Origin of the sequence: Candidatus Avelusimicrobium fimicolum (genome assembly GCF_021632165.1) — a bacterium.
GTDB lineage: Bacteria > Elusimicrobiota > Elusimicrobia > Elusimicrobiales > Elusimicrobiaceae > Avelusimicrobium > Avelusimicrobium fimicola.
The window spans coordinates 44,533-61,174 of sequence record NZ_JAJWTS010000009.1 but is presented as its reverse complement, the minus strand read 5'-3'; the positions used below and the strand labels follow the sequence as shown (position 1 = coordinate 61,174).

Sequence of the window (16,642 nt, the reverse complement as noted above, 5' to 3'; positions counted from 1 at the left end):
CAGCATAAAAAAAAGCCCCTCGCGTGAGGGGCTTAAAAACTAGAAGCGTACAAAGCGTACAACTTTCAGTTCGCAACCAAGAGCCTTGGATTCTTCGTCCAAATAGGCGGCAACGGTTTTCTTGTTGTCTTTAATGGTCGGCTGTTCCAAGAGACAGTTTTCTTTGGCAAACTTTTTAACTTTGCCGGGCAACATTTTTTCAATGGTTTCGGCGGGTTTGCCTTCGTTAATGGCTTGCGTTTTGTAGATGTCCAATTCGCGGTCAATTACTTCTTGCGGAATATCTTTGGCATCTACCCAGCCGGTCTGCATACCTACGGTGTGCATCGCGAGGCCGCGGGCAATTTCTTGTACTTTGGCGGCATCTCTGCAAGCGCCGGTAACGGACATTTCCAACAAGGAGGCTTTTTTATTGTCGGAGTGGACATAGTAAGCCATTACATTACCGTCGGCCGGGGCCCAGTTATAACCGCCCTTAAAGGTGGTGTTTTCACCGAATTTGGGGGCTTGTTCCAAAATCATATTTTTGATATGTTCGTCTTTGGAATAGTCCAAACCGGGGTGTTCCAATACATATTGGGCGAGGTCGTCGGCCAATTTGATGAAGGCATCGGTCTTGGCTACGAAGTCGGTTTCGCAACCCAAGTAAATCATTGCAAAGTTTTTGCCGTCGGTCTTAACGGATACTCTGCCTTCTTTGGTTTCGCGGTCAGAGCGTTTGGCCATATCCGCCAAACCTTTTTTGCGCAAGAATACAATGGCTTGTTCCATATCGTCTTTGCATTCAATTAACGCTTTTTTGCAGTCCATTAAACCGGCGCCGGTTTTTTCTCTTAAAATCTTAATATCTTCGGCTAAAGACATTTTGTTCTCCTGTATATAAGATAAATCGGATAGAAAGTTCCCGGACGGGCCGGGAACTTTCAAGATTATTTGGCTTCTTCCGCCGCAGTTTCCGTTTCGGCTTTGGCCTTTACGGTTTTTTTGGCTTTCGGAGCGGCTTTTTTAGCAGCCGTTTTCTTTTTGGCAGCGGGTTTCTTTTCCGCTTTTTCTTCGGCGGCTTTTTCGGCCACTACTTCTTCGGCTTTTTTGTCAAGCGCTTCGTCGGCTTTGACAACTTCCTGCACCGCTTCTTTTTCCACGGCGGCAGGTTCAGCGTTTTCAGCGGCTAACATAGCAGATTCAAACGCTTGGGCCATTACCGGGTTTTCGGCGGGTTTGTTTTCAGCGGTTTTGACGGCTTCCAGTTCGGCTTTGCCTTCCAGAATAGCATCGGCAATTGCACCGCAGAACAATTTGATAGAGCGGGCCGCGTCGTCGTTACCGGGCACGGGTACGCTAATCATATCAGGGTCGGCGTTGGTGTCGCAAACGGCTACCACCGGGATACCCAAAGCGTGGGATTCGCGCACGGCACCGGCGGTGTCCACCGGGTCAATGACAAATACCACATCCGGCAATACTTTCATATCGCGGATACCGCCCAACAGTTTTTGCAAGCGCTGCATTTCTTTGGTTAAGCGGCTGGCTTCTTTTTTGGAAATGGCTTTAAACACGCCGGAAGCTTCCCATTTTTCCAATTCGTTCAAGCGTTCAACGGATTTCTTGACGGTTTGGAAGTTGGTAAGCGTACCGCCGAGCCATTTTTCGTGGATGCAATAAGCACCGCAGCGGGCGGCTTCGGCTTGGATGGCTTCTTGGGCTTGTTTTTTGGTACCGACGAACAAAAATTTAGCGCCTTTTTTGCTTTCTTCTTTGATGAAAGCGCAGGCTTTTTTAAGTTCTTTGGCGGTTTTTTGCAAGTCTAAAATGTGTACGCCGTTTCTTTCTCCAAAGATAAAGCGTCCCATTTTGGGGTTCCAGCGGGAAGTTTGGTGGCCGAAATGCACACCGGCTTCCAGCATGGCTTTCATAGATACGTTGCTCATTATTATTCTCCTGTGGCCGCTGCCTAAATTAGGGTATAACCCCCGGTGGCATTGGCCTGGGTGTCGTCGGGACAGGCTTTGATTTACAAACTTTTTTCGCTCTCCCGCTCAAATTACACCTATGACTATTATAGCATATAACAGAAATCCGCGCCTAGCGGGCTTTTGCTTTTGCCGCCACAAAACTGACCGACAGCCCCGCACAAGCCATTATAAAGAAAGCCACACGCATATTGCTGGCCTGCGAAATAAAGCCGATTAATGGAGGGGTAAACAAAAAACCAAAAAAACCAATAGTGGAAACCGTAGCCACAGCCATACTGGGCGGCATACGGGTAGTTTTGCCCGCTAAACTATAACACAGCGGAACAATGGACGAAAAGCCAAGCCCCACCAAAAAGAACCCGGCAACCGCCATATAAAAAGAGGGGAAAACTACCGATAAGACAAAGCCGATAAATAAAATAATCCCGCTTCCTTTAATCACTTGCGAGGAGCCGAAACGGGTGGCAAAGAAATCAGCCGAAAAACGCCCGATTGTCATAGCCGTCATACAGGCTATATACCCGGTGCGGATTAAATTGTCCGCCGGATGCACTACCTGCATAAAATACACACTGCTCCAATCGTACATAGTTCCCTCGCAGGACATAGAACAGAAGGCCATTATCCCCAAAAGAGCAATATATAAGGAAGGCTTTACAAACGTTTTTTGGCGGACATCTCCCACCTTTATTTTGCGGTCGCGCGGCAACATAGAGGCATACATAGACAGCAAAATAACAAGGCAGACAAAGAACGTCATCAAAAAATGTTCCTGCGTGGAAATGCTATGCGCGGCCATCCACGCGCCCAAAAGGCCGCCGACCACTCCGGCTAAACTCCACATTCCGTGGAAGGAGGCCATAATGCTGCGGTTGTAGAGTTTTTCCACACCTACACCTTGTGTATTAACGGAGATATTGGAAAGGTTGGACGTTATCCCAAAGAAAAACAGCGCGGCCATTAACTGGAACTTGCTGGTTACAAAGCCCAATAATACCAAGGCCAACGGGTAAATGACGGAAGCGATTGTCAACATTTTGCGGCTTCCGAAACGGTTGACGAGCCAGCCGGAAAGCATCATAGCGGACAGTTGGCCTGCGGGAATTAAAAACAACACCCCGCCCAATTGTGCATCAGACAAAGATAACGCAGATTTAACATCAGGGATACGGCTTGCCCAACTGGAAAAAACAATCCCGTGAATAAAGAAAAAAGAAGAGGCCGCTAAACGGTAAAACCGTTGGGTCCGGTGCGGAAGAGATACAGATGACATATATATAATTTATCTTTTTAAAGCGTTTTAAAAATAACTGTTTTCCGGCCTGGCCGGTGGTTCTTTGTACCCAAAGAAAAACCGCGGACGTTATGCGCCCGCGGCCTTTCAAAAAATAATTAGAAGCGGCCGTTTACCAATACCATAGCCGGGAACCAGCCGTTTTCGGCAATATTCAAAATCCCAACCTGTAAGCCTTCAATGGTGCGCGCATAGTTTACAAACCCTATCTGCGCGCCGTGGATGTATTCGGCCTGGTTAAACAGCCCGAACTGCAAGCCGGAAATCTCCCGGTTGGACATATTTACAAAACCAAATTGTGCCCCTGCGATATTTTCCGCCTTTGCCAGCAACCCAAATTGCGCACCGTACACATCGTTAGCCAGGTTGATAATCCAAGCGAAACTGACCCCTTTCAATTCATATTCCGTTTGCGCAAAAATCAGGTCAAGTTGCACCCCGGATAGAGTTTCGGTTTTTGAACCGATACCCAAATCAATACCTGTGATGTCGTGTATGTTATCCGGGGAGGCGATAGCCGTTTTGTCCCAAAGGGATAATTTAAAAATGCCCGGCTCGGCGGCGGCAGGCCACGCGGCAAATAGCGCCAAGGCCAAAATTAAAAGTTTCTTCATAGAAAATTCTCCTTTATAGTAAGTCTTGCATAATAATTATTTTAGCAATTTATAACCTGGTTTTTCAGTTTAAATTTTAGGCAAAAATTGTACAATATTTTAAGAGGTATTTTTACTATGCAGATAAACCTGGCTTCTTTTAACCCGTTGGCGGCAGATATTACTTTTAACGCCAAATTCATTATAGATTTGCTCCGTGCTCCCGCTCCCAAGGCGGACTTGCTCGTCTTGCCCGAGGCGGCCTTGTGCGGCTGTCCGCTTTTTGATTTGTTTGACGATAAACGCTTGCTCTCGCAAGCGGCTCCGGCACTTAAAAACATTGCCAAGGAAACAAAAGATACTGCGGTTGTTTTCGGCTTAGCAGAGCGCGTAAATAAAGAATCCTCCACTGCGCTTGCCTTTATATATAAAGGTAAAGTTACCAAAATTTACGATTGCGAAACGGTTGATTTCAAAGGCCTTCATCTGCAACTGGTGTTAGGTATGCCTGATGATAAAAATTTTTCGCCTGACCCGGATGCCGATATAGTGCTGTTTTTAATGGCCAGGCCCTATTTAAAAGGAAATCTTGCACCGCGATTAGAATCTCTTAAAAAATACGCCAAAAAGCACGCCCAGCCCGCCTTGATGTGTAACTTGTTAGGCGGCGGGGACGGTATGATTTTTGACGGACTGACCGCCGCGGCGGACAAAAAGGGCAACCTGGTACTGTTGGGGGAACCCTTTAAAGAGCAGGTTCTTACCTACGATACCGAAGCCGCATATAAGCCCGTATCTTACGAAATGCCTTGGCAAGAGGAACTCATTAATGCTTTGGCGTTTGGATTGCGCGATTATGTGCATAAAAGCGGGTTGGACAAGGTCGTGTTTGGCCTTAGCGGCGGAATTGACTCCGCCTTTACAGCGGCTTTGGCGGCCAAGGCTTTGGGCGGGGAGAGCGTGTATTGTGTTTCTTTGCCGTCCTATTGTACAAGTGATTTAAGCAAAAGTTTGGCGGGCCAGTTGGCAAGGTCGCTTGGGGTGAATTTGGAAGAAATCGGCGTAATGCCCGGCCTGACGGCATTAAAAGAATCGTTTGCGCATATTGTTTCTCATCCCAAAGATGCCACAGAACAGGAACTGCAATCCCGCCTGCGCACGACTATTTTGGGGGCACTGGCTACGGAATATAATGCTATGCTTCTATCCACGGACGACAAAAGCGAATCGGCGGTAGGGGCATTTATTCTCTATGGCGATGCAGGCGGTGCGCTCCGGCCGATTGGTGATTTGTATAAGAGTGAAATCTATGAACTGGCCGCCTATTTAAACCAAACGCAGGAGGTTATCCCGCAGGGCATTATTGAGCGTGCGCCCACGTCCGAACTGCGCCCCAACCAAAAGGACGAGGACCAACTCCCGCCCTATGCGGCGTTGGATAAAATTTTGCGTTTGTATTTTGAAGAACAATTAGCGGCGGCGGAAATTGCCAAAAAGTGCCATACGAAACTGGAAACCGTAATAGATGTTTTAACACGCATTAACGCGGCGGAATTAAAACGCAGCCAGACGGCTCCCGCATTAGAGGTTAGCGCGCACCCGCTTAACGGTGTGCGTTGGCCTGTCATTAAAAAAATTAACTTATAATATGAAACGCTTGTTTGTATTGTTTGCTTTATTTGGCTTATCTGTATCCGTAATGGCGGACCCGATGCTTTTGGGGCCGACAAATTTACGCATTAGCGACGACGGCGACTTTTCCGCCGCACCCAAAGAACAAAAGGCTGAGGACCCCTTTGATAATTTTTGGGCTTACCGCCTTTATCCGCCCCTTAAAAACCTGAAAGGAAAAGGTGTAAAGGTGGCGGTGGCGGACAGTGGGATCGTTTCGCACGCGGAATTTAACGGCAAGCACATTATGGGGCAGGATTTTACAATGTCCGGCTCATTTACCGATATCAAAAACCACGGCACCGGCGTAGCGGGCATAATCGGTGCGCGCGGCGTGCAGTTTACGGGTATTGCTCCGCAGGCTTCTCTCGTGGTTTATAAGATTGACGACGGCAGCCGCTTAATCGGCCCGCAGGCGGTAACTTCCGCCATAAACACCTTGCTTACTTATAACGAGGAACACCCGGACGATAAAATAACCGTTTTAAATTTAAGTTATGGTGTATCCGCGGGCGGTTCTATTCCCCTTACAAACGCGATTAACAAAGCGCACGATTCCGGCGTAACTATTGTGTGCCCGGCGGGAAATTATCCGTTCCCCGGAGTGTTTTACCCTGGCAAACTTTCTACGGTGATTGCGGTGAGCGCCTTGTCCGCAGACGGAAAGAACATTTATCCCCAATCATCTTACGGCCCCGAGGTTGATTTTATTGCGCCAGGCGATAAGGTTTTCACCGCCGCGGCTGACGGAGACTATACCTTAATGAGCGGAACCTCTGCCGCGGCCGGATTTGTCAGCGGTGCGGCTGCCCTAGCCGTGGAAGGCCTTAAAAAGAAACTGGGCCGCTATCCAACCGCACAAGAAGTAAAAGATTCCTTAAAAAAAGCCGCTGTTAAAATTCCAGGTTTGCCCGATATTGCCCAAGGCAACGGGATGATTGATATCCGCAAGGTGGAAAAGCAGTTTAGTGTAACAAAATGACGCAAGCAAAGCAAACCAAAAGACCTCGCAAAATAGTTCGCAGACAACTGTTCAGTTTGGCCAGTCCCATTTTTATTGAAACGCTCCTTATTATGTTCACGGGCGCGACGGACGTTTTTATGCTCAGCCGTTACTCCGACGAAACCGTAGCCGCCGGGGGCGTGGTCAACCAACTGTTAAACCTCGTGTTTATTTTGTATGGCATTACCACCTTGGGCACGTCCGTATTGTGTTCGCAATATTTGGGGGCCAAACAAAAAAAGAACGTGGCGCAGGTGATTGGCATTTCCCTGTTGGTAAACCTGATTATGGGGGGGATTGTCAGCGTGGGGCTGTGGGTGTTTGCCGCCCCTTCCTTAAAGTTAATGGGGCTAGACGATAATTTGGTAGGATATGGCGTATCTTATATGACGCTTGTCGGCGGGTTTTCGTTTTTGCAGTCGTTAGCGATGACGCTTTCCGCCATTTTGCGCAGCCACAACAAAGCCTATTACCCGATGTTTGTTACGCTCCTTATCAATGTTATTAATGTCGTTGGTAACTATTTTTTGATTTTCGGAAACTTTGGGGCTCCGCGTTTGGGGATTACCGGGGCGGGTATTTCCACGGTTATCAGCCGCACGGTAGCGGTTATCTTGCTGACGTACTTACTGTTTTGCAAGGTGGCTCCTGTTCCGCCCTTAAAATATTTTAAACCGTTCCCGTGGGATAAAATTAAAAACTTACTGCTGGTCGGTTTGCCAGCGGCGGGGGAACAGGTGTCCTATAATTTATCCCAAGTCGTGATTACTTATTTATCCGTAATGATGGGTAATGCGGCCCTGACAGCAAGAACGTATGCGATGAGTATTGTGATGTTTTCGTATGTGTTTTCCCTGGCTATCGGCAACGGCGCGGCAATTGCTATCGGGCATTTGGTAGGCGCGGAAAAGGGAAATGCCGCTTTTTCACTTGAAAAATATTCTATTCGTCTGGCTCTGTGGGTTACGGTGTTCGTGTCCGTTTTGACGGCCTTGGCGGGTACGGATATTTTTAAATTGCTTTCTTCTAATCCGGAGGTTATCCGCCTGGGGGCAATGGTATTATATATTGATGTAGTGCTGGAAATTGGCAGAGCGGTTAATATTACCTCGGTGGATTCCCTGATAGCCGCGGGCGATGTGATGTACCCGTTTGTTACAGGCATTATTGTAATGTGGTTGGTGGCTACGCTTCTATCTTATGTGCTTGGCATTTGGTGGGGCTGGGGACTTAACGGTATTTGGCTGGCGATGGCACTGGACGAAAATATCCGCGCCGTAATATTTGAACGCCGTTGGAAGAGCCGCAAGTGGATGAGTAAAGGTTTTACTCGGTAGGCGTGCTTTTTGCTAAAATATATGTATGAGCGAAAATTCCTTTTATCAAGAATATGATGTTCCGCAGGACTTGCAGTTTAAAACTGCCGATATTTTGCGTATGGGCGGGTTGGATTGTAGCGCACAGTTAAGCACAAAATATTTTGAAGATGTTTTTTCCGCTCCCAATAAAATTACCAAAGTGGCGGTGTCGCTTTCGTTCTCGGTAGCCTCCAAGGAAATCTTGGTGCGGGGGGCCGTAAAAGGGGAAAGACTTATCCAATGCGCCCGCTGTTTAAAGATGAGCACTCAGCCGTTTGCCGAAGAATTTATAGAAACATATAGCACCAAGCAAGAAATAATTGATATAATATCAGTTGTACGGCAAACGCTGGCATTGACGGAGGATATCCGTTTTCTGTGCAGCCCCGATTGTAAAGGGCTGTGCCCAACGTGCGGACGGAATTTGAACGACGGTCCGTGCGGTTGTAAACCAGCAAATTTGTCTCCTTTCGCAGCATTGAAAGGAAAATTTAAGTAACAATTCTTTTGAATTTTACTAATAAGTAACAGGAGTATTACCAATGCCCAATCCAAAGAAAAAACACACTCGTTCCCGCCGGGATATGAGAAGATCCCACAATTCCGGAGTAGAATTGCCGCAGTTAGTGGCCTGCCCGAATTGCAAATCTCCCCGGCTGCCGCACAATGTCTGCCCGACTTGCGGGTTCTATAAGGACAGAGTGGTAGTGGCCCAAAAAACCAAAGCCGAAGAGCCCGAAGCCAAATAACGGTCCGTTATGAAAATAGCCCTGGACGCATTAGGCGGAGATTACGGCGCAAAGCCCAACGTATTGGGTGCTTTGAAAGCCGCCAAGAAACTGAATGTTGAAGTTATCTTGGTGGGGGACGAAGTTGTCTTGCGCCGTGAACTCAAAGCGTTAGGTTATTCGGACGTTCCGAACAATATCTCTATCGTCCACGCGCCTAACACTATTGATATGGGCGCAGAACCGGCCAAAGAGTGCCGCCAGAAAAAAGACGCCAGCATTGTCGTTTGTGCCAATTTGGTTCACAAAGGGGTTGCTGACGCTTTTGTTTCTGCCGGGCACTCCGGCGCGGCTATGGTGGCGGCCCTGTTTGGTATGGGGCGCATTAAGGGCGTACAACGCCCGGCGATTGCTACCCCGATGCCTACTTATAAGGGTGTAAGCCTGCTTTTAGACGGCGGTGCCAACGCCGATTGCAAGCCGATTCATTTACTGCAATTTGCGGTAATGGGTTCGGCCTATATGCAAAAAGTATTTGATATCCCGGCTCCGTCGGTCGGTGTATTGTCTATCGGCGAAGAGGAAACCAAAGGTAACTTTTTGGTCAAACACACCATTCCGCATATGCGCGAAATCGGTGTGAACTTTAAAGGTACTGTGGAAGGCCGCGACGTAAACACTGGCGATACGGACGTTATCGTCTGCGACGGCTTTGTGGGAAACATTGTTTTAAAAATGGCCGAAGGCTTGGCGAAAACAATGATTAATATGATTAAACGCGAAGTCAAAAAGCGTCCGCTTGCCTTATTAGGCGCGCTTTTGTCAAAGGGTGCGTTTAAAGCCGTAAAGGACCACACCAACCCCGATTGTTACGGCGGTGCGCCGCTGGTGGGGGTAAACGGCGTGGCGATTATTTCCCACGGAAAATCCAATGATTTTGCCATTTTTAATGCCATTAAAACGGCCAAACGTTTGGTGGAAAAAGATTTTATCGGTGATATTGCGGCTAAAATGAGCGCGTTGAAACCGACTTTTGATGAAATTGAAAAAGAAATTCATCAGGAGGAAAAATAATGGCGGATTTTAAAGGTAAAAATGTGATGATTACCGGCGCTACGCGCGGTATTGGCTTGGCCTTGGCGGAAGAATTTGCCAAAGCGGGGGCTAATTTAGCCGTGTGCGGTACGCGCGAAGATGCGCTTGCCCAGGCTGCCAAAACGTTGGAGGCTTACGGCGCAAAAGTCTATACGCAAAAGGTAAATGTAGCGGACGCAAAAGATTGTGATTCTTTTGTAGAAAACGCCGTAAAGGCCTTGGGCGGTTTAGACGTGCTGGTAAACAATGCGGGTATTACCAAAGATAACCTGACTGTTCGTATGAGCGAACAGGATTGGGATGACGTAATTGCCGTCAATTTGAAAGGGACATTTTTAATGTCCAAGGCCGCTTTGAAGGTAATGTTCAAAAAAAGAAGCGGCAATATTGTAAACATTTCTTCCGTAGTGGGGGAAATGGGCAATCCCGGCCAGGCCAATTATGTGGCCAGCAAGGCGGGCATTATCGGTTTAACGAAGACGTTGGCCAAGGAATTCGGCTCCCGCCACGTCCGTGTAAATGCGGTGGCTCCCGGGTTTGTTCAAACGGCTATGACGGACGCTTTGCCCGAAGATGTAAAAAACAAAGCGTTGGAAGCCGTACCGCTTAAAAGATTTGCTACGACGCAAGATATCGCCAAAGCAGTAATGTTTTTGGCCAGCGAAGACGCTTCGTATATTACGGGGCACGTTCTCGCCGTCAATGGCGGGCTTTATATTTAATTAATTAGTAACAAGGGGAAGCCCCTTTAAAAAAACCGGAGGACTAAAATGTCTGTAGAAAATGTGCAAGAAAGAGTAAAAAATATCATCGTGGAACAGTTGGGTGTTGAAGCCGACCAGGTGAAACCGGAAGCGCAGTTTGTAAACGACTTGGGCGCTGATTCCTTGGATACTGTTGAACTTATTATGGCTTTGGAAGAAGAATTTGATATTGAAATTCCTGATGAAAAAGCCGAAAAAATCAAAACCGTTGGCGAAGCGATTGACTATATTGAACAAAACGCCAATAAATAATTGTGTACACGGATATAGAGCATATCATTGGATATTGCTTTAAAGATAAGGCCGTTTTAAAGGAAGCACTCACTCATAAGTCTTACGCCGGGGAGCACCGTAGCGTTAAACATAACGAACGCTTGGAGTTCCTGGGGGACAGTATCTTGGGCGCCATTGTTGCAGATTATATTTACAACAAATGTCCGCACGTAGAAGAGGGAGTGCTTTCTAAAATTAAGTCTAACTTAGTTTCCAGACGCAACCTGTATCTTTGGGGCAAACAACTGGACCTGGGCCGCTATATGAGCCTGGGCCGCGGTGAATTGGCTACCGGCGGCAGAGAACGCGACAGCATCATCTCCAACGCGGTGGAAGCCGTTTTAGGCGCTGTTTATATTGACGGCGGCTATCCGGCCGCGGAATCGGTTATCCTTCCGTGGGTAAAAACGCAGGAACTCACGCAGGACGAAAAAGATTTCAAAAGTTTATTGCAAGAATACTTGCAAAAATCCGGGCCGCATACGCCCGAGTACGAAGTTATCCAAACTGTCGGCCCCGAGCACAACAAGGTGTTTACTGTGCGCGTGAGCCTGGACGGAAAAGCCCTGGGGGTGGGCAAAGGCCATAACAAAAAACTGGCCGAACAAGCCGCCGCGCAGGACGCTTTTTCTCACCTGAAAAAATAAACGGAGAAGAGGATGTTCCCGGGTAAAAAAAAGAACACAACCATCGTTTCTGCACCGACGGAGCGGAAGGTGCCGCAGGCACTGTCCCAAGCAGCCGGTAAGCCTTGGCTTATTTTGGCGGTAATCGCGGCGTTGCCCCTTGTGTTACTTTTGGCCTTTACCTTTAAAAGCGGATATACACCCTCTTCCAAGGGCGGAAAATTTGATAAAATCGTTTCCGTCAAAACCTCTGCCGAACTGGCGGACGAGGCCACCGCCGCTTTGCAAAAGAACGACTATCAAACCTTCTCCGATATTCTGCAAAATAAAATCAAAAACGATATAAATATTGTCAACAGCAAGGGCGACCCCCTTATTGTAATGGCGGCTACCTTTGGCAATTTACAGGCAGTACAAGATTTGGTGTTAGCCGGCGCGGATGTGAACAAACCCAATTCCTTTTCCAAGGATACGGCTCTTCTGCGCAGTTTGTATGGCAATTTCCCGGAGATTACGCGCTTTTTGGTTTATTCCGGTGCGGACATCAACGCGAAGAATAACTATAACCACTCTCCTATGTATTTGGCCTTGGAAAAACGCCAGGGCGAGTTTATTGACTTATTTCTTTCCAGCGGTGTGCGGGAGGGGCTGAATAGTGATTATTTGTTCCGCGCTTGTGCCACCAAAAACGCAATGGGCGTATTGGCAATGCTCAAAGGCGGGGTGGACCCGAACGTAAAGAACGAGAAAGGCAATACTCCGCTGATTATTTCGGCTTCGCTTGGCGACGTGCCGAGTGTACGCTCGTTAATGGCTTACCGTGCCGACGTAAACGCCGCCAATAATGACGGGAACACCGCGCTCATTTACGCGGCCCGTTACAATCACCCGGACACAATCCGCGAACTGTTAAAACCGCAGACAATGCAAACCCCCATAGACGTAAATATGCAGAATAAATTGGGGCAAACCGCGCTTTATTGGGGAGCATCCAAAGGGTTTGAAGATGTTGTCCGCCGTTTGTTAGCCGCAGATGCCGATCCTACCTTGGCCGATAACAACGGATTAGTGCCGTATATTGCCGCACAGAAAAACGGACGCGGACAGATTTTGAAATGGTTTAATAAAGATTTACGCGAAGTTAAAAACAGCGTAATTGACGAAGACAATAAGGCCTTAATGGCGCAGGCCAAGGCCGAGGGGCGCGAACTGCCGGACCCGAACGCGGCCCCGGCGGAAAAACCGCTGACGGATGACGATATTTTTACAGCCGCCGCACAGGGAGATTTAGATTTAGCCAAACGTGTGTTGGATATGAATAAAGCCGTTGTGTTTAATAAAAACAAAGCGGGCTTTACACCCTTGCATATTGCGGTAGAAAACGGACGCACGGAATTGGTAGATTTTCTGATTACCAAAGGCGGACTCTTGTTTGAGGCCTCTCCCAAGGGAAATGTTTTGCATTTGGCGGTTTTGTCGCAAAATATTGATATGTTAAAGCATTTAGTGCTTCTCTCCCGCCGCGAGGGCCGCTTGGCGATGATGCTTGAATATAAGGCCGTGCCTGCGGGCTACAAACAGGCTATGACGCCCTTGGCCTTTGCCGCGATAGTCTGCAACCAAGAGATTTACAACTATTTGGTTTCGGTGGGGGCTAAGCCGGGCAATTTGACTACTACGCCCAATATGCTTGGCTATGTAACGCCTGCTGATTTAATGGCCCAATGTAAGGCCAAAATTACGCAAGCCAAACAACTTACGCCCGCTCCGCAGGCAAAGCAGCCCGCCAAAAAGGCGGCCGCCCAATCCCGCCGCCGCAGATAGTTTTTTAAGTGGCTAAATTTTGATAACTCCCAGGGAAATACCCCGGGAGTTCTTTTTTGTATCTAGCAAACCACCGGCTAGGCCGGGGGATAGTGATTGGAGGATGTGCCCAGGTGCTTTATAAAGAGGCTCAAACAATATTCATACTTTTTGTATCGACAAAAAGTATGACAAAAAACTCCCCGTCCAAAGCGTTATAAAAGCCAGGCTTAGCCGGGCATTTTTATAACTCACTATGTTCAAACAAATAAAAATGCCACTCCGCCTAATCCGGCTTTTATAGGCAACGCACGGACGGCATTAACAACCAAACGACATAGCAGCAAACATTTTGCACGCCAGTTATATGTGTCAGGACCCGCAAAATAAAAAGTTATCCTGAATTGCCGCCCATACCGCTAGGCATCACCCCGTAGTGTTTCTGTACGGGGTCTATTGATAGGTTTCAGTATCTGCTTTTTGGGTTTTTGGTTGTTGCTTTTCCGTCGTTTTCTGTAAAGGGGTTGTTTCGTTTTTTTTTTTTGCTAAAATTTTGATATTGTCCGACGGATATCCCCGGATGTATCCGCTGTATAAAAATGCGTATAAAAGGCTGTTTTGCTTAAATATAAAGGCCTTAAAAGGAGAAAAAATGAAAGGATTTGCCTCTATTTTGTCATCCCCGAAGGTTTCTGTCGGGGATCTGTTTTTATTAAAAAAGGAAAACGACAGATTCCCGAGCCCTGCGGGCCGCCAAACACTCGGAAATGACGGTAATAATCATTGCGGTAATAACACCAGAACCCGTATAACAACCTTACGGGATGATGACAATAACAAAGGAACAATAAAGGCCGGTTTTACGCTTATAGAACTATTAGTAGTCGTACTCATTATCGGTATTTTAGCAGGGGTGGCTGTTCCTCAATACACTAAGGCTGTCCTTAAAGCCCGTTATACAGAATTGCAAACTACTATTTTTGCTTTTAAAAATGCTTCCGAGGTTTATTATATGGCTAATGGTGATTATCCTCAGAGTTGGGAGGACACTGATTTGGATTTGCCCGCAGGATGTAGTCTTAATACTGGAGCGGATAGAGGTTGGATGTATTGTAAGAAAAATCAATTAAGTTTTGATTTTTTTGATGCCAATAACCAAAATTTAGTGGGGTTTTATTCCGTAAATGGTATTTTAAAAGTAGGGTACATACAATGGTTGGATAATTCGCCTTATCCTGCCCAACGCGAATGTTGGGCTCGTACGCAAGATGAAGAGGGAACTAGTTTTTGTAAAAGTTTAGGAGGAGTTGTTGGCCCAACAGTTTCACATGCTTCTTGTACTACTAATGGTGGTTGTACTCGGTATATTTTACCTTAATCCAATAAGACGAAAACACCCCGCAGAAAATCAACTCTGCGGGGTGTTTTGCATAAAGTCTAGTAACAATTACGGATGAATTTTATCCATCATACGCGGGAACGGAATCGTTTCGCGCACGTGCTGTAATCCGCATACCCAGCGGACCATACGTTCAATACCCATACCAAAGCCGGAGTGCGGCACGCTGCCGTATTTGCGCAGGTCCAAATACCACTCGTAGCCTTTGGGGTCTAACCCCTGTTCTTTAATGCGTTCCAGCAGGGCATCATAATCGGCCTCTCTTTCACTTCCGCCGATAATTTCGCCCGCACCTTCCGGGCCAATCACGTCAACCGCCAACACCGTTTTGGGGTTTTTGGGGTCGCGCTTCATATAGAAGGCCTTAATGGCGGTAGGATAGTGGTGAATCATAATCGGGGTGTCGTAATCTTCGCCGAGCAATGTTTCCTCGTCTCCGCCGATATCGCCGCCCCAAGGTGTATCGTTGCCCTTTTTGTGCAGCACTTCAATCGCGTCCGTGTAGTCAATACGCGGGAATTTCTTTTCCACGGTGGCTTGCAGTTTAGTCGTGTCGCGCCCGAGCAATTTTAAATCGTCGGCGCGGTTCTTTAACACTTGGGCAACAATGTATTTAATAAAGTCTTCGGCCAGGTCCATATTGTCGTCCAAATCGTTGTAGGCTACCTCGGGTTCCACCATCCAAAATTCGGTCAAATGGCGGCGGGTTTTGCTCTTTTCGGCGCGGAAAGTCGGCCCGAAGCAATAGGTGCGGCCTAATGCCATAGCGCTGGCTTCGCTGTATAACTGCCCGCTCTGGGACAAGAAGGCTTTTTCGCCGAAATAATCGGTTTCAAAAAGCGTGCTGGTGCCCTCGCAGGCGGCGGGGGTCAAAATCGGGGAGTCGGACAAAACAAAGCCGTTTTTATGGAAATATTCGCGGATAGCAAAAATAATTTCGTCGCGGATGCGCAAAATAGCCGTTTGGCGCGCAGAACGCAACCACAGGTGGCGGTAGTGCATCAAAAATTCCGGGCCGTGCTCTTTGGGGGAAATGGGATAATCTTTTGCCATTTGTACGACTTCCAAATTCTTTACACCCAGTTCAAAACCGAGCGGGGAGCGTTTATCCTCGCGTACGGTGCCGGTAACGATAATGGACGATTCCTGAGTAACTTTATCACCCAGTTCAAACAGTTCGGGAGAAACTTCGCCCTTGAACATTACGCATTGGATAATGCCGCTGCCGTCGCGCAGTTGCAAAAAGTGTAATTTGCCGCTGGACCGCTTGTTATACAGCCAGCCTTTTAGAGTAATTTCTTGGCCGAGATATTGGCCTACATCTTTAACACGAATTTTACTAGACATATATTCCTCTGTAATAAAGAAATAGGGTACATATCTATTTTATCTTTTTTGGAGAGGAAAAGCGACGGGAAAAGAAAGAGGTGTTTGCCTCCTTTTGAGTGACACCAGATTTCCGAGTGCTCCGCGTCGGCAGACACTTGGGTATGACGGCATATATAAGGAAATTCCTCTTTGAATTGTTTTGCGGGCATTAGCCCTCTTATAAAAGGCGTGCAAGGGGTTTTCTGTTATGTCGTTTGACTGTTAAGGCCGTTCGTGCGTTGCCTATAAAAGCCGGTTTAGGCGGAGTAGCATTTTTATTTGTTTGAGCATAGCGAGTTATAAAAATGCCCGGCTAATTCTGGCTTTTATAACGCTTTGGACGGGGAGTTTTTTGTCATACTTTTTGTCGGTACAAAAAGTATGAATACTGCTCGCGCCTCTTTGTATAGCGCTTGGGCGCATCCCCCAATAAAAAACCTCACTTTCGTGAGGTTTTTAAATGGTGGACGTGGGGGATAAAACGCGGCAGGACCTTCTCGGCTCACTTCGGAAGAGAACCGCGCCTCTTTGTATAGTGCTTGGGCACATCCCCCAATAAAAAACCTCACTTTCGTGAGGTTTTTAAATGGTGGACGTGATCGGGATCGAACCGACGACCTCCTCGTTGCGAACGAGGCGCTCTCCCAGCTGAGCTACACGCCCGAAAATCGGCAACAGCGTTACTTTCAACATA

Annotated in this window: 15 protein-coding genes, 1 tRNA gene and 1 pseudogene; 11 read left to right on the top strand and 6 right to left on the bottom strand. The window is 47.4% G+C overall.

Annotated features, from left to right (window positions below; genetic code table 11):
- Window positions 1-39: 39 nt before the first annotated feature.
- The 4 genes and pseudogenes from tsf to ACQY2K_RS04815 all read right to left on the bottom strand — a co-directional run bounded on the left by tsf (window position 40) and on the right by ACQY2K_RS04815 (window position 3,881).
- A complete protein-coding gene (gene tsf, locus ACQY2K_RS04830) occupies window positions 40-864 on the bottom strand; it encodes a translation elongation factor Ts (RefSeq protein WP_428040952.1) in 825 nt (274 codons plus the stop codon).
- 359 nt (window positions 865-1,223) lie between these two features.
- Window positions 1,224-1,928, bottom strand: a pseudogene (gene rpsB / locus ACQY2K_RS04825) (30S ribosomal protein S2); the annotation flags it as partial.
- A 154-nt stretch (window positions 1,929-2,082) separates the two neighbouring features.
- Window positions 2,083-3,246: an MFS transporter gene (locus ACQY2K_RS04820; RefSeq protein WP_428040951.1), complete on the bottom strand. Its 1,164-nt coding sequence runs from the start codon at window positions 3,244-3,246 to the stop codon at window positions 2,083-2,085.
- Window positions 3,247-3,365: 119 nt separating this feature from the next.
- Window positions 3,366-3,881 carry an LA_2272 family surface repeat-containing protein gene (locus ACQY2K_RS04815; protein WP_177747103.1) on the bottom strand — a complete coding sequence of 172 codons (516 nt, stop codon included), beginning with the start codon at window positions 3,879-3,881 and terminating at the stop codon, window positions 3,366-3,368.
- A gap of 117 nt (window positions 3,882-3,998) precedes the next feature.
- Here ACQY2K_RS04815 and nadE point away from each other — a divergent pair, with 117 nt between their 5' ends.
- From nadE to ACQY2K_RS04760, 11 genes are all read left to right on the top strand, one after another.
- Window positions 3,999-5,507, top strand: coding sequence for an NAD(+) synthase (nadE, locus tag ACQY2K_RS04810; RefSeq protein ID WP_428040950.1), 1,509 nt, complete (start codon window positions 3,999-4,001; stop codon window positions 5,505-5,507).
- Window position 5,508: 1 nt separating this feature from the next.
- Window positions 5,509-6,513, top strand: a complete 1,005-nt coding sequence (locus ACQY2K_RS04805) for a S8 family peptidase (RefSeq protein WP_428040949.1) — start codon at window positions 5,509-5,511, stop codon at window positions 6,511-6,513.
- Window positions 6,510-7,871 (top strand): MATE family efflux transporter, encoded by a 1,362-nt coding sequence (locus ACQY2K_RS04800; protein WP_428040948.1) that lies wholly within the window; start codon window positions 6,510-6,512, stop codon window positions 7,869-7,871. Before ACQY2K_RS04805 ends, ACQY2K_RS04800 begins: the two co-directional genes overlap by 4 nt.
- 25 nt (window positions 7,872-7,896) lie before the next feature.
- Entirely contained in the window at window positions 7,897-8,391 is a 495-nt protein-coding gene (locus tag ACQY2K_RS04795) for a YceD family protein (RefSeq protein WP_428040947.1), read from the top strand.
- A 43-nt stretch (window positions 8,392-8,434) separates the two neighbouring features.
- Entirely contained in the window at window positions 8,435-8,641 is a 207-nt protein-coding gene (rpmF, locus tag ACQY2K_RS04790; RefSeq protein ID WP_177747091.1) for a 50S ribosomal protein L32, read from the top strand.
- Between the two features lie 9 nt (window positions 8,642-8,650).
- Window positions 8,651-9,694, top strand: coding sequence for a phosphate acyltransferase PlsX (plsX, locus tag ACQY2K_RS04785; RefSeq protein ID WP_428038145.1), 1,044 nt, complete (start codon window positions 8,651-8,653; stop codon window positions 9,692-9,694).
- On the top strand, window positions 9,694-10,437 hold the full coding sequence (fabG, locus tag ACQY2K_RS04780) for a 3-oxoacyl-[acyl-carrier-protein] reductase (protein ID WP_428038146.1): 744 nt from the start codon (window positions 9,694-9,696) through the stop codon (window positions 10,435-10,437). Before plsX ends, fabG begins: the two co-directional genes overlap by 1 nt.
- Window positions 10,438-10,485: 48 nt before the next feature.
- Window positions 10,486-10,731 carry an acyl carrier protein gene (gene acpP / locus ACQY2K_RS04775; RefSeq protein WP_177747059.1) on the top strand — a complete coding sequence of 82 codons (246 nt, stop codon included), beginning with the start codon at window positions 10,486-10,488 and terminating at the stop codon, window positions 10,729-10,731.
- A 2-nt stretch (window positions 10,732-10,733) separates the two neighbouring features.
- Window positions 10,734-11,399: a ribonuclease III gene (gene rnc / locus ACQY2K_RS04770; RefSeq protein ID WP_177747056.1), complete on the top strand. Its 666-nt coding sequence runs from the start codon at window positions 10,734-10,736 to the stop codon at window positions 11,397-11,399.
- Window positions 11,400-11,411: 12 nt separating this feature from the next.
- Window positions 11,412-13,202: an ankyrin repeat domain-containing protein gene (locus ACQY2K_RS04765; protein ID WP_428040946.1), complete on the top strand. Its 1,791-nt coding sequence runs from the start codon at window positions 11,412-11,414 to the stop codon at window positions 13,200-13,202.
- Window positions 13,203-13,833: 631 nt separating this feature from the next.
- Window positions 13,834-14,559 (top strand): type IV pilin protein, encoded by a 726-nt coding sequence (locus ACQY2K_RS04760; RefSeq protein ID WP_428040945.1) that lies wholly within the window; start codon window positions 13,834-13,836, stop codon window positions 14,557-14,559.
- 69 nt (window positions 14,560-14,628) lie between these two features.
- On the opposite strand, the gene asnS is transcribed toward ACQY2K_RS04760, so the two are convergent.
- Window positions 14,629-15,927 (bottom strand): asparagine--tRNA ligase, encoded by a 1,299-nt coding sequence (gene asnS / locus ACQY2K_RS04755; RefSeq protein ID WP_428038150.1) that lies wholly within the window; start codon window positions 15,925-15,927, stop codon window positions 14,629-14,631.
- A gap of 608 nt (window positions 15,928-16,535) precedes the next feature.
- Window positions 16,536-16,611 (bottom strand) — tRNA-Ala (locus ACQY2K_RS04750).
- Window positions 16,612-16,642: the final 31 nt, after the last annotated feature.

Excerpts from the sequence above, each read along its gene's own strand:
- nadE (WP_428040950.1), top strand. The coding sequence starts at position 3,999 with ATGCAGATAAACCTGGCTTCTTTTAACCCGTTGGCGGCAGATATTACT.
- ACQY2K_RS04805 (WP_428040949.1), top strand. The coding sequence starts at position 5,509 with ATGAAACGCTTGTTTGTATTGTTTGCTTTATTTGGCTTATCTGTATCC.
- ACQY2K_RS04795 (WP_428040947.1), top strand. The coding sequence starts at position 7,897 with ATGAGCGAAAATTCCTTTTATCAAGAATATGATGTTCCGCAGGACTTG.
- asnS (WP_428038150.1), bottom strand. The coding sequence starts at position 15,927 with ATGTCTAGTAAAATTCGTGTTAAAGATGTAGGCCAATATCTCGGCCAA.
- tsf (WP_428040952.1), bottom strand. The coding sequence starts at position 864 with ATGTCTTTAGCCGAAGATATTAAGATTTTAAGAGAAAAAACCGGCGCC.
- ACQY2K_RS04815 (WP_177747103.1), bottom strand. The coding sequence starts at position 3,881 with ATGAAGAAACTTTTAATTTTGGCCTTGGCGCTATTTGCCGCGTGGCCT.
- ACQY2K_RS04765 (WP_428040946.1), top strand. The coding sequence starts at position 11,412 with ATGTTCCCGGGTAAAAAAAAGAACACAACCATCGTTTCTGCACCGACG.
- acpP (WP_177747059.1), top strand. The coding sequence starts at position 10,486 with ATGTCTGTAGAAAATGTGCAAGAAAGAGTAAAAAATATCATCGTGGAA.
- rpmF (WP_177747091.1), top strand. The coding sequence starts at position 8,435 with ATGCCCAATCCAAAGAAAAAACACACTCGTTCCCGCCGGGATATGAGA.
- ACQY2K_RS04760 (WP_428040945.1), top strand. The coding sequence starts at position 13,834 with ATGAAAGGATTTGCCTCTATTTTGTCATCCCCGAAGGTTTCTGTCGGG.
- ACQY2K_RS04800 (WP_428040948.1), top strand. The coding sequence starts at position 6,510 with ATGACGCAAGCAAAGCAAACCAAAAGACCTCGCAAAATAGTTCGCAGA.
- plsX (WP_428038145.1), top strand. The coding sequence starts at position 8,651 with ATGAAAATAGCCCTGGACGCATTAGGCGGAGATTACGGCGCAAAGCCC.
- ACQY2K_RS04820 (WP_428040951.1), bottom strand. The coding sequence starts at position 3,246 with ATGTCATCTGTATCTCTTCCGCACCGGACCCAACGGTTTTACCGTTTA.
- fabG (WP_428038146.1), top strand. The coding sequence starts at position 9,694 with ATGGCGGATTTTAAAGGTAAAAATGTGATGATTACCGGCGCTACGCGC.